Origin of the sequence: Microbacterium sp. 70-16, assembly GCF_001898315.1 — a bacterium.
GTDB lineage: Bacteria > Actinomycetota > Actinomycetes > Actinomycetales > Microbacteriaceae > Microbacterium.
The window spans coordinates 120,734-134,799 of record NZ_MKTQ01000008.1; the positions used below are offsets into that span (position 1 = coordinate 120,734).

The following is a 14,066-nucleotide window of genomic DNA, read 5'->3' on the forward strand; positions in this document are numbered from 1 at the left end:
TGTCGAGTCTAGGCGCGAGCGCTCACTGCGCCCGTACTTCGACGACGACATCCGCGTCGGGGCACAACTGGGCGAAGCGCTCGGGCAGGGTCGCGTCGCTCGTCACGATGCGCACGGGGGTATCCCACACGCGCACCGCCTCACACGCCTGCTCTTCGTTGCGCGGGTCAAGCCCGTACGCGTACACCCTGATGGGGTCAGACCCCGACTCGACGTCCAACTGCAGCAGCCAGCTGTTGAGGAAGACATCCTGGGGCACCGACAGGTACGACACGACCATCGTGCGCTCGCCCGGAACAGCCAGATCGAACAGGCGCTGCGCGGCCGGCGGGCTCTCGGCGACCCCGGTGCCGGTCACGATCGCGACCGGAGTGAGCAGCGACGTCAGCCGATCGGTCGTCGGCAGCACCTGCGCCATCAACACCCACGGCAGACCGACCGCTGCCGCGAAGACGCCGATCGTCAGCCCCGCTCGCCGCCGCGCCCCGGCCAGTTCCGACAGGATCGTCGCGGTGAGCACCACCAGCAGCAACGAGGCGACCAGCCAGCTGAACTTCGCCGGGTAGTAGCCCCACCACTCGGCATCCGCGCGCACACGCTGCCAGGCGAGATACGCGCCCACCAGCGCCGAAGACCCGACGATGATCGCGACGCCGACCAGCTGATGACGCTGGCCCAGGTGCACCGCGGTGAATCCGGATGCCACGAGGGTGACGATCACGATCACGGCGATGTGCACGGGCGCGATCGGCATGATGCCGCCATCGACGGCGAGCGCCTCGCCCTCGCGCAGCAGGTCCGGCAGGGTGACGAACAGCAGATACAACGGCACGGGCACGACCGCAAGCACCAGCAGCCCCACCCGTCGACGGTCGACCCGCTCGCGCCGCAGAGACGGCAGGCGCGAGACCAGCGCGAACACCGCGAGCAGGAACGGCAACGCCGCCACGGGCGCCCACGTGGCCAGCAGGGCCACCGACGCGAGACTCAACGCCGCGGCACCCGCGATCGGGGCGACCCTCGTCTCGAGCCACGCCAGCCACGATGCGAGCAACAGCACGAAGGCGAGTGTCGCGTTGTAGAAGCCGAACTGCGCGGAGAACCCGAACGTGAACCACACCCACGGGATCACGCCCGCAACGGCGGCCGCACCGACGCGTGCCAGCCGCGATCCGCCGTGCACACTGCGAGCGCCAATGAGCGCGGCCAGCAAGCCGGCCAACGCGGTAGCGAGCAGCCAGAACGTCGCGAATCGACCTGCGTCATGGCGCAGCAGATCCGCTGCGGCAACCGAGTCCCGACCGACGGCGGCAGCGATGGCGAGCAAGCCCGCCGCCAGTGGCGACGGATTGGGGTGGGCCACCGCATCAAGACCACCGTCGGCGATCAGCACGCGCGTCGTGACGAGGTTCCAGACGGCATCGCCGCGCATCGCCCACTCGAGGTTTCCCGAGAACAGTCCCCACGCGCTCACTGCTGCCACGAGCAGCACCGGGACGATGAGCAGCGGCAGCACGACCCGCAACGCGCGTCGACCGATCAGTCGATGCGCGCCGGTGCGGATCAGCACCCCGATCGAGAGGGCCCCGAGAACGGCGAACATGATGCCGGCCCCGCCGACGAGGCTGACGCCGGTCGCGGGAGTGAACCGCAGCACCAAGGCGATGAGCGCGAACTCGGTGATGGTCGCCGCAGCGATCGCGAACGGCCACGAGGTTCGCTGCCCGATCGCCAGGGTCATACTCACGAGCACGGCCAGCGGAGCGACCCACGGCGTGACACCCGTGACGAACAGGACGATCCCGACGATGACGCCGACCGCTGCGGCGCCGATCCAGACGCGCTCGGCTCGGCGCGTGTGCAACCCCGCGCTCACGCGAGCTGGTTGTTCCACATCGACAGCGCAGACCCGATGGCCATGTGCATGTCGAGGTACTGGTAGGTGCCCAGGCGGCCACCGAAGTGGACATCCTGCTCGCCCTTCGCGAGCTCGCGGTAAGCGAGCACCCCGTCACGGTCGGCGGGAGTGTTGACCGGGTAGTACGGCTCGTCGGCACGCTCGGCGAACCGCGAGTACTCGCGCATGATGACGGTCCGGTCGGTCGGGTATCGGTCGGCGCGTTCGGGGTGGAAGTGCTTGAACTCGTGGATGCGGGTGTACGGCACCTCGGCATCCGCGTAGTTCATCACCGACGTGCCCTGGAAGTCGCCCACCTCGAGCACCTCCTCCTCGAAATCGAGCGTCCGCCATGACAGTTCACCGGCCGTGTAGTCGAAATACCGGTCGACCGGGCCCGTGTAGACGATCGGCACCTGCCCGACGGTGGCCTGCTTGTTCAACGGCTGCGCCTGGTCGAAGAAGTCGACGTTCAGCTTCACCTCGATGTTCGGGTGGTCGGCCATCCGCTCCAGCCACGCCGTGTACCCGTCGGTGGGCAGGCCCTCCCACGTGTCGTTGAAGTACCGGTTGTCGTACGTGTACCGCACCGGCAGGCGACTGATGATCTCGGCGGGAAGATCCTTCGGATCGGTCTGCCACTGCTTGCCCGTGTAGTCGCGGATGAACGCCTCATACAGCGGGCGACCGATCAGGCCGATCCCCCGCTCCTCGAGGTTCTGTGCCGTCTTCGGGTCGAACTCGCCCGCCAGCTCACGCACGAGCTGACGCGCCTGGTCGGGCGTATACGCAGCTTGGAAGAACTGGTTGATCGTGCCGAGATTGATCGGCAGCGGGAACACGACACCCTTGTGGTTCGCGTACACGCGGTGCACATAGTCGGTGAACGACGTGAACCGGTTCACGTACTCCCACACCGTCGCGTTCGACGTGTGGAACAGGTGCGCCCCATACCGGTGCACCTCGATGCCCGTCGTCGGCTCGGCCTCGCTGTACGCGTTCCCACCGATGTGGTGACGTCGGTCGATGACCGTCACCTTTCGCCCGGCAGCAGCAGCCCGCTCGGCGATCGTGAGGCCGAAGAAGCCGGAGCCGACGATGAGAAGATCCATGGTTCAGAGTCTGTCATGCGAGCCATCTCGCGTAGCCTGGACAGGCTATGACCATCGAGATTTTCGTGCCCTTCTGGGGCGACCCCGGGCTCCTCTACGACACCGTGGAGTCGGTGCGCGCCCAGCGCGACGCTGACTGGCGCCTCATCGTCATCGACGACTGCTATCCCGATGACAGCGTCCCCGCTCATTTCGCCGCGATCGACGATCCGCGCATCGAGTACGTGCGCAATGAGGTCAACCTCGGGATCACCGAGAACTACCGCGAGGCGATCCGCCGGGCAACCACCGAGCACATCGTGATCCTCGGCTGCGATGACCTCCTCCACCCCGACTATCTCGACGTGATCCGCCGGACCGTCGCGGCGGTGCCGCACGCCGACGTCATCCAGCCCGGCGTCATCGTCATCGACGAGCACAGCGCCGTCGTGTCACCCCTCGTCGACCGGGTCAAGCAGCGCCTGCTCGCGCCGCGCCGTGGCACCGGCGTCGCCGTGCTCACAGGCGAGCAGATGGCGACAAGCCTCATCCGCGGCGACTGGCTCTACTGGCCGTCACTCACCTTCCGCACCGAGACGCTCAAGCGCATCGACTTCCGCGAGGGTCTTCCGATCATCCAAGACCTCGCCCTGCTGATGGACATCGCGTTCGACGGCGGCACCCTGGCCTACAACCCGACCGTCGCCTTCTCGTATCGTCGTCACGGCGGCAGCGCCTCACAGAAGACCCTGCTCGACGGCAGACGCTTCCGCGATGAGCGCAGCTACTACGCGCAGGCCCGGCAGCTCGCCGGCGCGAAGGGATGGCGCCGCACGGCACTGACGGCGCGGATCCGCCTCATGTCGCGTCTGCACGCCGTCACCGAACTGCCCGGCGTCCTGCGGTCGGGAACACGCGACGGACTAGAATCGACGCTGGCTCACATTTTCGCCCTCTAGCCCGGGAGTCTCCCGCGGCGGCGCACACCACCCAGGAGACCATTCATGCCTGAGCACGTGCTCATCACCGGCGGCGCAGGGTTCATCGGCACTCGACTCGCGCGGCGCTTCGTCGACGCCGGACACACGGTGACCGTGCTCGACTCGCTCATCCCGCAGGTGCACGGCGACGACCCACAGACCACATCGCCGCTGCTGCGCTCACTCGACGGCATCGCGACGGTGATCGAGGGCACCGTCACCTCGGTCGACGACCTGCGCCGCGCACTGCAGGGCGCGCAGATCGTCGTCCACCTGGCCGCCGAGACCGGCACCGGCCAGTCCATGTACGAGATCGACCGCTACGTCGAAGCCAACGTCGGCGGCACCGCCAAGCTGCTCGACCTGCTCGCGAACGAGTCCCACACCGTGGGGCGCCTCGTGATCGCCTCGTCGCGGTCGATCTACGGCGAGGGCGCCTACCGCACCGACGACGGCCGCCTCGTGTACCCGTCACATCGCGCCGACGCCGACATGGCCGCCGGCGACTTCGACGTGCACGCGCCCGGCGAAGGCGAGCTCACGCTCGTCCCGACCGACGAGTCGGCGAAGCTGCACCCGTCGAGCGTGTACGGAATCACGAAGCAGATGCAGGAATCGCTCATCATGACCGTCGCGCCGACGATCGGCATCGAACCGGTGTCGCTTCGCTACCAGAACGTGTACGGGCCGGGGCAGTCGCTGAAGAACCCCTACACCGGCATCCTGTCGATCTTCTCGACCCTCATTCGCCAGGGCAAGCCGATCAACATCTTCGAGGACGGGCTCGAGAGCCGCGACTTCGTGTACATCGACGACGTCGTCGAGTCCACCTTCCTGGCCTCGACGCTGCCGGCCGCAGCCGGGCGCACGATCAACGTCGGCTCAGGTGTCGCGACGACAGTCAACGAGGTCGTGGATGCCCTGTTCACCGCCTTCGGCACCGAGGTCCCGACCACCGTGACCGGCAACTACCGACTCGGCGACATCCGACACAACGTCGCCGACACCACGGTGCTCGCCGACGCGCTGGGCTACTCGCCGCGCACCGACTTCCGCACGGGCGTCACACGCTTCGTCGAGTGGGTGCTCGAGGAGCCCGTCGAAGAGAGCGGCTACGAGCGTTCACTCAAAGAGATGGCCGAGCGGAGCCTGCTCAAGTAATGGTCACTGCGACGGTCTCCGCCCGCGCCTTCCCCCATCGGAACAACAGCCTCAACCTCTTCCGGCTGATCCTCGCGGCGGCGGTGCTGTTCGCGCACGCGTTCTACATCACCGGCAACGGCACCGGGCCGATGCTGCACGGCGAGAACCTCGGTGGGTGGGCTGTCGCCGGCTTCTTCGTGCTGAGCGGGTTCCTGATCATGGGCAGCCGCATGCGGCACTCCCCCGGCGAGTTCCTGGTGCACCGCATCGCCCGGATCTACCCCGCGTTCCTCGTCGTCATCGTCGTGACCGCTCTCGTGTTCGCACCGCTGGCCGGCCTGCTCGAGCGGGGCAACCTCGACGGCTTCCTCACGACGCCGGTCACTCCGCTGCAGTACATCTGGGGCAACCTCGGTCTCGAGGTGAGCTCGTACACCGTCTCGTGGACGTTGCAGACCGTTCCCTACCCCGGGGCGTGGAACGGCTCGCTGTGGACGCTCTACTTCGAGTTCTTCTGCTACATCATCGTCTGGACGCTGGGTTTCCTGCCGTGGTTCCGGCGCACGGTGTGGTTCCCGATCGCCCTGTGGGTCGTCGCCGTCGGCATCTACGCGACAGCAGGATTCTGGGGGCGGCTGGGGCTCGCGGCCGACTTCACGCTGCTGTTCAAGCTGTTGCCGTTCTTCCTCGGCGGGGTCGTCGCGTTCATCGCGTTCGAACGCTGGGGGCTGCGCACGCAGATCGGCATCGCGAGCCTCGCAGGAGCGCTCGTGATCATCGTGGTCGTACCCGGGTTCGGCGGTCAGCTCGCATCTCCGCTGCTCGCCTACGGCCTGCTGTGGCTGAGCACCGTCATCCGTCAGCCGAAGCTCATCGCCACGCACGACGTCTCGTACGGCTTCTACATCTATGCCTGGCCCACCGCGCAGCTGCTCGTGCTGCTCGGTGCGGCTCGGGCCGGCGTCTGGGTGTTCATGATCGTCAACGTCGTGGCGACCCTGGTGTTCGCCGTCGCGAGCTGGCTGCTGGTCGAACGCCCGATCATGCGGGCGACGCGCGCTCATCTGCGCACGTTCTCCGGAACGAAGCAGACCACGACCGCGAACTAGAATGGTCGGCATGCCCCGCGTCTTGGTCGATCTGCTGTCGTACACGGGCACCAAGGGCGGCATGGAGGTCTACACCCGCGAACTGTACCGTCGCCTGGGCACGCTCGCCCCCGACTGGGAGTTCGTGGGGTTCTTCAGCCGCGAGGGCTACGCCCTGGATCGCAGCTGGTTCCCCGGTCGCGCGATCGATTCGGGCATCAGCGGTGAGAACCGCTTCGTGTGGGCGTGGGGCGAGCTCGTCTCGGTCGCTCGCGCGGCCCGCCGCGAGAGCGCGGATCTCGTCCACTCGCCCGCGACACTCGGCCCCCGTCGCACGACGATGCCACACGTGGTGACGATGCACGACATGCTCTATTGGAGTCATCCCGACTTCATGACGACGCCCCTGTACACCGAGCCGGTGAAGTGGATGGAGCGGATCGTCTCGCGCAACGCCCGACGCATCATCACCGACAGCCCCGGATCAGCCTCCGAGATCGTCAAGTACCTCCACATCGACCCGGAACGGATCGACGTCGTGCCGCTTGCCGGCGGACACCCCCAGGGGGTCGACCGCTCGCTCGCAGGCAGCGAAGGCCCGATGATCCTCGCGATGGGCAATCGGCGGCCGCACAAGAACTGGGGCTCGCTGCCGCGCGCGATCGCGCTGCTGCCCCCCGAGCGTCGCCCCCGCGTCGTCATCACCGGCGGCCGCGGCGATGACCCGCTTGCCCCGCTCGTCGACGAGCTCGGGGTCGCGGACTGGGTCGAGCTGCGCGGGTGGGTCGACGACGACGAGGTCGCGCACCTCTACTCGACGGCCACCGCCCTTGCCATCCCCTCACTCGCGGAGGGCTTCTCGCTGCCCGCGCTCGAGGCGATGAGTGCGGGCGTGCCCGTCCTGCTGAGCGACATCGACGTGCACCGCTACGTCGGCGGCGACGCCGCGCGCTACTTCGCGCCGCAGAATGATCAAGCGCTGGCCTCCGTGATCGACGACGTCGTCGCCGACCCGGCGTTGCAGGCACAGATGAGCGCAGAAGGCCACCTGCAAGAGCAGAAGTTCACGTGGGATCGCACCGCGCGCGAGACGCTCACCGTCTTCGAGCGTGTGCTCACCGGTGCGTGACCGGTACCCTCCGACATGACAGGGGGCGCGATGCGCCCGTTACCAAAGAAGGATGACATGGCAGACCAGAAGCGTGCACTGATCACCGGTGTGACCGGACAGGACGGCGGACACCTCGCCGAGCTGCTGATCGCCGAAGGCTACGACGTCTACGGCCTCGTGCGCGGTCAGAACAATCCCCGCCGCGCCGTCGTCGAGGCCGAGTTCCCCGACCTGACCCTCATCGAGGGTGATCTGACCGATCCGGCATCGCTCGTGCGCGCCGTCGAGCGCTCCGACCCTGACGAGGTCTACAACCTCGCCGCGGTGAGCCACGTCGGCTTCTCGTTCGCGAACCCCACCCTGACCGCCGATGTCACCGGCAAGGGCGTGCTCAACCTGCTCGAAGCCGTGCGCATCACGGGTCGCTCTGAGCGCACGCGCTTCTACCAGGCATCCACCAGCGAGATGTTCGGCGGGCTCGACTACAACCGCCCCGGCAACGGGTACACGGAAGACTCGCTCTTCCACCCGCGCAGCCCCTACGGCGTCGCGAAGCTGTACGGCCACTGGATCGCCAAGAACTATCGCGAGAGCTACGGGATGTTCGTCTCGTGCGGCATCCTGTTCAATCACGAGGGCGAACGTCGCGGCAAGGAGTTCGTGACCCGCAAGATCACCGACGCCGTCGCGCGCATCAAGCTCGGCACGCAGAGCCACATCAATCTGGGCAACCTGTGGCCCAAGCGTGACTGGGGCTACGCCGGCGACTACGTGCGCGGCATGTGGCAGATGCTGCAGCATGGCGAGCCCGACGACTTCGTCCTGGCCACCGGCGAGACCCACTCGATCGAGGAGTTCCTGACCCTCGCCTTCGCCGAGATCGGTGTCGACGACTGGCAGCCGTACGTGCGGCAGGATGCCGCGCAGCTGCGCCCCGCCGAGGTCGACATCCTGCTCGGCGACCCGTCGAAGGCCGAGTCGGTGCTCGGGTGGCATCGTGACGTCGACTTCCCCGGGCTCGTGAACCGCATGGTGGCGCACGACCTCGCCGTGCAGTCCGCCGCAGTCTGATCGTGCCGAGCCGCACTCTCGTCGTCACCGGCGCCAGCGGGTTCGTCGGCACCCACGTCGTACGCCAGGCGCGTGACGCCAGCTGGCGTGTGGTCGCCGTCGGACGCGAGGATGCGGCGCCGCAGCAGATCACCGCGCTCGCCGATCGCTACATCGGCGCCGACCTGGCCGGCGAGTGGCCCGTCGACGAGAGGGTCGACGCGGTCGTGCACTTGGCCGGCCTTGCCGCCGTCGGCCCGTCGTTCGCGCAGCCGCAGCGCTACATCGAAGTCAACAGCGCGATCATGACGGCGATGTGCGAGAGCCTGCTGCAGAACTCGCCCGGCGCCCGCGTGGTCGTCGTCAGCTCAGGGTCGGTGTACCACTCCAGCGCTGCGGATCGCCCCGTCGACGAGACCGCCACGACGTACGCCGGATCGCCCTACGCGGTCGCCAAACTGCTCGTCGAGCGACAGGCGGAGTACTACGCCCACCGTGGACTCGACACCGTCGTGATGCGCCCGTTCAACCACATCGGCCCGGGCCAAGGTCTCGGCTTCCTGGTGCCCGACCTGGCGCGCGCCCTGCGGACGCTCACGCCGGGCGGGTCACTCACGGTCGGCAACCTCGACACGGCGCGCGACTACACCGACGTCCGCGACGTCGCCGCCGCCTATCTCACGCTGGCGGGCGCGGCGGCACACAGCCACGCTGTGTACAACGTGGCTTCCGGCGTCAGCCGCACCGGCCGCGAGGTGCTCGAGGTCATCGCCGGTGCGCTCGGCGTGGCCGTCCCACCGCTCGAGATCGATCCGTCGCGCCTTCGACCCGGCGATCCTGCGCGCATCACGGGATCAGCCCAGCGCTTGCGCGACGAGTTCGGCTGGGCTCCGAGCCGGGACTGGACAAGCTCGATCCGCGACTTCGTCGCGGCTTCTTAGCCGGCCGCTTCGACGCTCGGCTCCCGAGCCCACCAGATCGCGGCGACGTGCACCACGACCCCGACCGCCGGCGGCACGAGGAGAGTGAGCGCGACCCGGGACTCCAAGCCCACCGGCAGCAGCAGACACACGATCGTCAGTGCCGCCGCGACGACCCAACCGGCCACGTACGGAGCGTGTCGCCGCGCTGACAGCAGCGCCGGGCCCGTCACGCACATCATCGCCACGAGGCCCGCCCCCGCCGTGATGGTGGCCATCATGGCGGCATCCACGTCGGATCGACCGCTCGAGACGAAACCGATCGCCCACGGCCCGAGGGCTGCCGCGGCGCCGCTGAGCGCGATCACGGCGACGAGGGCGATGCCGAGTGCGATCAGCACGCGCCGCCGCGTGACGGCACCGCCACCCCGCAGCAGCGAGATCAGGTAGCTCTGCAGCGCCAGCAGCGGCACGACGATGGGAGCCCGCGTCACCGTGATCGCCAGGATCAGTCCGGCCAGTGCTGCCGTGTCCGACGCACCCGTCGTGATGCCGAGCAGCATCGGCAGCCCGTTCATCATGACACCCATGGCGGCCGCCGCGACGACCGTGCCGCCGACGTGCGCGAGCAGGCGACGCAGCGGTACATCGAGTCGGAAAGCCCCGACGACGCGCCCACGGATCCACAGCCACACGATCAGGAACGCGATGCCGAACGGCAGCGACACCGCGAGGGCGATCCATTCCGGCGCCCACCCCGCGACGAGCCCGCCGAGGACGAGAAGCGTACGGATGCCGACGTCGAGCACCGTGATCCACGCGACCGCCGACCACAGGCGCAGCCCGTACAGCACACCGCTGAGCACCGCGATCATCAGGTAACCGACCACACCCAGGCTCAGCGCGCCGGCCAGCATCAGCGTGGGTCCGGGCAGGATCGACTCGCCGAACAACAGCGCGAGCACGGCGACGACGGCCACGACGATGCCCACCATGATGAGGGTGAACTGCCGCAGCACGGCGGTCGGCGGCTCGTCGGTCACGGGTCGGGCCGCGCGGGTGACCTCCTGCTGCACGCCCGAGAGCGCAGCGACGCACAGGTACAACGTCGACCAGTACACCGAGAAGGTGACGTAGGACGCATCATCGGCGATGAGTGCCGGGGCGGCGAGCTGGATGACGTAGCCGAGAGCGCCCGCAACAGCGGTCGCGAGCAGAATGCTGCGCAGACCTGCTGCGGCCGACTCAGCCTTCGCCGTCATCAGAGTCTGCGCCGGCCGTGCCGCCGGCCTGACGCCGCAGGTCCTCCACGTCGGCGCGCAGGATCGCGACATCCTCCGCGACGCGGCGCACCTCGTCTTCGGCGAGCGAGAGCTCCCACGACAAGTGCAGCGCGACACCGATCAGCAGAACGAGCGCCAGGGCGAAGATGAGGTTGGAGGGCACTTCGACGCCCAGCGCATCAGAGAGCCAGAGCAGCAGGCCCGGGAAGATCGCCAGCACCAGGATCACCAAGCCGATGACGATCCACAGCGTCGCATACTTCTCGCGCAGCTGGCGCCGCAGCAGCAGCGAGACGATGATGACGAGGACGATCACCGCCAACGAGATTCCAGCCAGGACGATCACGCGCTCACCTCCGACCGGACTCGACTTCCGCGCATGAGCGCGAGCGACAGGGCGAACACCGATCGCAACAGATAGATCGAGGCCCCGACGGGGCTCTGACTCGGCTTGCCGTGCACGCGCGGCCTCATCGCAACGGGCACCTGCGTGACCGTGAGTCCGGAGTGGATAGCGCTGACCAGCGAGTCGACGGTGTCGCCGAGGTACTCGGCCGGGTAGTAGCGCACGTACTGGTCGATCGCGCGCTGATTGGCGGCGCGGAACCCACTCGTGACATCCGTCAGCCGCGTCTTCGCGACCCGCGACAGCACGCCGGCGAGGAAGACCATGGCCCAGCGTCGCGGCCCCTTCGCCTCGTACTGGCCGACGTCGGCGAAGCGGGCGCCGATGGAGATGTCGGCGTGCTCGAGGCCCGACAGAACGGCCGCGATGTCGCGAGGGTTGTGCTGCCCATCGGCATCCACTTGGATCGCCCTCGCATAGCCGTGCCGCTGCGCGTACGTGAATCCGGTGCGCATCGCGCCGCCGACGCCCATGTTGAACGGCAACGGGATGACCCGGGCGCCGGCCTCGCGGGCGACGCGCGCGGTGTCGTCGGTCGATCCGTCATCGACGACGACGACGGAGTAGGCGGGATCGGTCTCGAGGATCTCGCGCACCGTGTTGCCGACGTTGCGCTCTTCATTCCACGCGGGCACGATGACCAATACTCCCCCGGTCTGCTGCGCCACAATCAGTCATCCTACCCAGTGCGCCGCCGTTGCCCGCCCGGCACGCGGTGCGAACCGTTCGGCGTGGCCGTGCGCGGCGACCGTGCCGGGCTACGATGACCGAATGGCACAACGCGCGACGACGGCACGGCGCTGGCTCACCCTCCTCGGCATCCCCGTCCTCGCGTGGATCGCCGTGATGGCATGGTCATTCTCATCGCCGGTGGGGTCATCGCCCGACGACGATTTCCATCTCGCGGCGATCTGGTGCGGGCTGGGAGAGCGCCCGGGACTGTGCGAAGCGGTCGACAACAGCCCGGCACGTGCGGTGCCCGCACCGATCGTGCACGCCACCTGCTACGCCTTCCACCCCGACAGGGACGCGAGCTGCTGGAAGCCGGGTCAGCCGGGAATGGCCGTCGCCGAGCGCGCCAACGCCGACGGCCTCTACCCGAAGTTCTTCTATGCCGCGATGAGCATATTCGCAAGCCCTGACGTCCAGGTCTCCGTCCTCGTGATGCGGGGCGTCAGCGCGGCATTCCTCATCGGTCTGCTCACCGCCACCTTCCACGCCCTGCCTCGAGCGCTGAGGCCCGCGCAGCTCATCTCCGTGATCGGCACCGTCGTGCCCCTCGGGTTGTTCATCCTCGGCTCCAACAACCCCTCGTCGTGGGCGATCGTCTCGGCCGCCGCTGTCTGGGTCACGGTGTACGGCACGACACTCACGACGGGTCGGCGTCGCGTCGTGCTCGCCGCTCTCGCCGTGCTCGCCACCCTCGTCGGTGCCGGTGCCCGGGCCGATGCCGCGATCTTCGCGGTCTTCGGTGCCGCCGTCGGGTTGTGGCTCGGCGTGCGCGGCGTGCGTCGTCAGCTCATCGCACTCGGCACAGGCGCCGCGATCCTCGTGCTGAGTCTGGCGCTGTACTTCTCGGCAGGTCAGAGCGGCGCGGCCGTCACGGGCCTCGATCCCTCCGCGCCGCCGCTGAACCTGTCGGCGCACGTGGCGAACCTGCTGAACATCCCGCTGCTGTGGACCGGCGCCTTCGGTCAGTGGAATCTCGGCTGGCTCGACACGCCTCTCCCCGCCGTCGTCTGGTTCGCCGCGACCGCGGTGTTCACCGGCGCGATCTTCGTCGGGTTGCGCGGCGCGACACCGCGACGCATGACGGCGTTCATCATCGCCGGCGCGGCGGCATGGCTCGTGCCCTTCGTGCTGCTTGCGCAGACCAATGCGACCGTGGGCTCGATGGTCCAGCCGCGCTACGTCCTTCCGCTGCTGGTCATCCTGCTCGGAGTGGCAAGCCTGCGCAGCGATGCGGAACGCGCGTGGGACGGCGCTCGCTATGGGGTCGCGGCTTCCGCGCTGACCATCGCCGTCGCGTTCTCGTTGCACCAGAACATGCGCCGCTACACGACGGGACTCGACGACCCGGGCCTTGACCCCGGCCAGGGTGCGCGATGGTGGTGGGCGGGCGCCCCTTCACCGATGTTCGTGTGGATTGTGGGGGTCGTCGCGTTCGCGGGAGTGCTGACCCTGCTGTGGTTCGCGAAGGAACGCGGGGCGCTCACAGCGGGCGATACCGCAGCCCGTCCCGCCATCCCCTGAAGAACGCGCGGATCTTCGCCGGGCGGTCCTTCTCGCACAGCAGCACCTTCACCCACGCCTTGGTCGTGAACCAGAGATCGTCCCAGAACCAGCGGCCGAACCCGAACCTGCGGATCACGATCATGCGATTGCGCGCCATGTAGTACTGGCGCTGTGGAGAGTAGTTCGAGAGGTAAACCGGCCGCCCGAACAGGCGCACCGGGTCGGAGTCACCGAAGCGGTGCTCCAGCAGCGCGTCATACACCTTGAGATTGTGCATACCCGCGTGGCGGGCCCGCAGCGTGATGTCGTGATCGACATAGTCGATGAACAACGGCTCGTCATGCAGACCGATGCGCTGAAGCAGGGCTCGCGAGAAGAGCGAGCCCGAGCTGATCAGCATGTCGACTTCGCGCGCTCCGGTGCCGGTCTCACGCCGGTACACGATGCCCGTCGCATGCGAACGCAGCGCCGGGCCGACGACCCCGGCCTGATCGCCCAGCGCGACGGAGGCGGCGACCAGGTGCTCGCACATGCCGGGCGTCACGGTGCTGTCCTGATCGAAGATCCACACGAAGTCCGCGCCGGCGGCAAGGCCGGCACGCATCCCCGCATTGAACCCCGCGGCGACTCCGACATTGCCGTCTTGCGCAAGGATCACGACGCCGGGCTCGTTCGCGAGCGTCTGCATCGGCTCGCTCGGCACCTCCGGGGAGTTGTCGACGACGTACACCGCGTCGACCTGGGCGAGCAGGGCACGCACGTTCACGACGATCGACTCGTCGGGCCGATAGGCGAGGACGACACCGGCGACGAGCGGGCGGGAAGGAACGGACATCAGGAAGCGATCCTACCCGGCGCGCTT

General features: G+C 68.3%; 13 protein-coding genes. 7 read left to right on the forward strand and 6 right to left on the reverse strand.

Going from position 1 to position 14,066, the window contains the following annotated elements; all coding sequences use genetic code 11:
- Nucleotides 1-22: 22 nt before the first annotated feature.
- Nucleotides 23-1,876: a hypothetical protein gene (locus tag BGO46_RS01075; protein ID WP_292674522.1), complete on the reverse strand. Its 1,854-nt coding sequence runs from the start codon at nucleotides 1,874-1,876 to the stop codon at nucleotides 23-25.
- Nucleotides 1,873-3,009 carry a UDP-galactopyranose mutase gene (gene glf, locus BGO46_RS01080; protein WP_292674519.1) on the reverse strand — a complete coding sequence of 379 codons (1,137 nt, stop codon included), beginning with the start codon at nucleotides 3,007-3,009 and terminating at the stop codon, nucleotides 1,873-1,875. Before glf ends, BGO46_RS01075 begins: the two co-directional genes overlap by 4 nt.
- Before the next feature lie 47 nt (nucleotides 3,010-3,056).
- On the opposite strand from glf, the gene BGO46_RS01085 reads away from it, so the two are divergent.
- Genes BGO46_RS01085 through BGO46_RS01110 form a run of 6 tightly spaced genes read left to right on the forward strand, consistent with a single transcriptional unit; the run spans nucleotide 3,057 to nucleotide 9,301 of the window.
- Nucleotides 3,057-3,947 carry a glycosyltransferase gene (locus BGO46_RS01085; protein WP_292674517.1) on the forward strand — a complete coding sequence of 297 codons (891 nt, stop codon included), beginning with the start codon at nucleotides 3,057-3,059 and terminating at the stop codon, nucleotides 3,945-3,947.
- Nucleotides 3,948-3,992: 45 nt separating this feature from the next.
- On the forward strand, nucleotides 3,993-5,129 hold the full coding sequence (locus BGO46_RS01090) for an NAD-dependent epimerase/dehydratase family protein (RefSeq protein WP_292674514.1): 1,137 nt from the start codon (nucleotides 3,993-3,995) through the stop codon (nucleotides 5,127-5,129).
- Nucleotides 5,129-6,220 carry an acyltransferase gene (locus BGO46_RS01095; RefSeq protein WP_292674511.1) on the forward strand — a complete coding sequence of 364 codons (1,092 nt, stop codon included), beginning with the start codon at nucleotides 5,129-5,131 and terminating at the stop codon, nucleotides 6,218-6,220. The genes BGO46_RS01090 and BGO46_RS01095 overlap by 1 nt, the downstream gene beginning before the upstream one ends.
- 10 nt (nucleotides 6,221-6,230) lie before the next feature.
- Nucleotides 6,231-7,328 (forward strand): glycosyltransferase family 1 protein, encoded by a 1,098-nt coding sequence (locus BGO46_RS01100; protein ID WP_292674508.1) that lies wholly within the window; start codon nucleotides 6,231-6,233, stop codon nucleotides 7,326-7,328.
- 57 nt (nucleotides 7,329-7,385) lie between these two features.
- A complete protein-coding gene (locus BGO46_RS01105) occupies nucleotides 7,386-8,381 on the forward strand; it encodes a GDP-mannose 4,6-dehydratase (RefSeq protein ID WP_292674505.1) in 996 nt (331 codons plus the stop codon).
- 2 nt (nucleotides 8,382-8,383) lie between these two features.
- On the forward strand, nucleotides 8,384-9,301 hold the full coding sequence (locus tag BGO46_RS01110; protein WP_292674504.1) for an NAD-dependent epimerase/dehydratase family protein: 918 nt from the start codon (nucleotides 8,384-8,386) through the stop codon (nucleotides 9,299-9,301).
- On the opposite strand, the gene BGO46_RS01115 is transcribed toward BGO46_RS01110, so the two are convergent.
- Genes BGO46_RS01115 through BGO46_RS01125 form a run of 3 tightly spaced genes read right to left on the reverse strand, consistent with a single transcriptional unit; the run spans nucleotide 9,298 to nucleotide 11,637 of the window.
- Nucleotides 9,298-10,542, reverse strand: coding sequence for a hypothetical protein (locus BGO46_RS01115; protein WP_292674502.1), 1,245 nt, complete (start codon nucleotides 10,540-10,542; stop codon nucleotides 9,298-9,300). The genes BGO46_RS01110 and BGO46_RS01115 overlap by 4 nt on opposite strands.
- Nucleotides 10,526-10,909: a DUF2304 domain-containing protein gene (locus BGO46_RS01120; RefSeq protein ID WP_292674500.1), complete on the reverse strand. Its 384-nt coding sequence runs from the start codon at nucleotides 10,907-10,909 to the stop codon at nucleotides 10,526-10,528. The genes BGO46_RS01115 and BGO46_RS01120 overlap by 17 nt, the downstream gene beginning before the upstream one ends.
- A complete protein-coding gene (locus tag BGO46_RS01125; protein WP_292674498.1) occupies nucleotides 10,906-11,637 on the reverse strand; it encodes a glycosyltransferase family 2 protein in 732 nt (243 codons plus the stop codon). Before BGO46_RS01125 ends, BGO46_RS01120 begins: the two co-directional genes overlap by 4 nt.
- Before the next feature lie 103 nt (nucleotides 11,638-11,740).
- Here BGO46_RS01125 and BGO46_RS01130 point away from each other — a divergent pair, with 103 nt between their 5' ends.
- Complete coding sequence (locus tag BGO46_RS01130) at nucleotides 11,741-13,222, forward strand: DUF2142 domain-containing protein (RefSeq protein WP_292674495.1); 1,482 nt, start codon at nucleotides 11,741-11,743, stop codon at nucleotides 13,220-13,222.
- Here BGO46_RS01130 and BGO46_RS01135 read toward each other — a convergent pair.
- Complete coding sequence (locus BGO46_RS01135; protein WP_292674491.1) at nucleotides 13,182-14,039, reverse strand: glycosyltransferase family 2 protein; 858 nt, start codon at nucleotides 14,037-14,039, stop codon at nucleotides 13,182-13,184. The genes BGO46_RS01130 and BGO46_RS01135 overlap by 41 nt on opposite strands.
- Nucleotides 14,040-14,066: the final 27 nt, after the last annotated feature.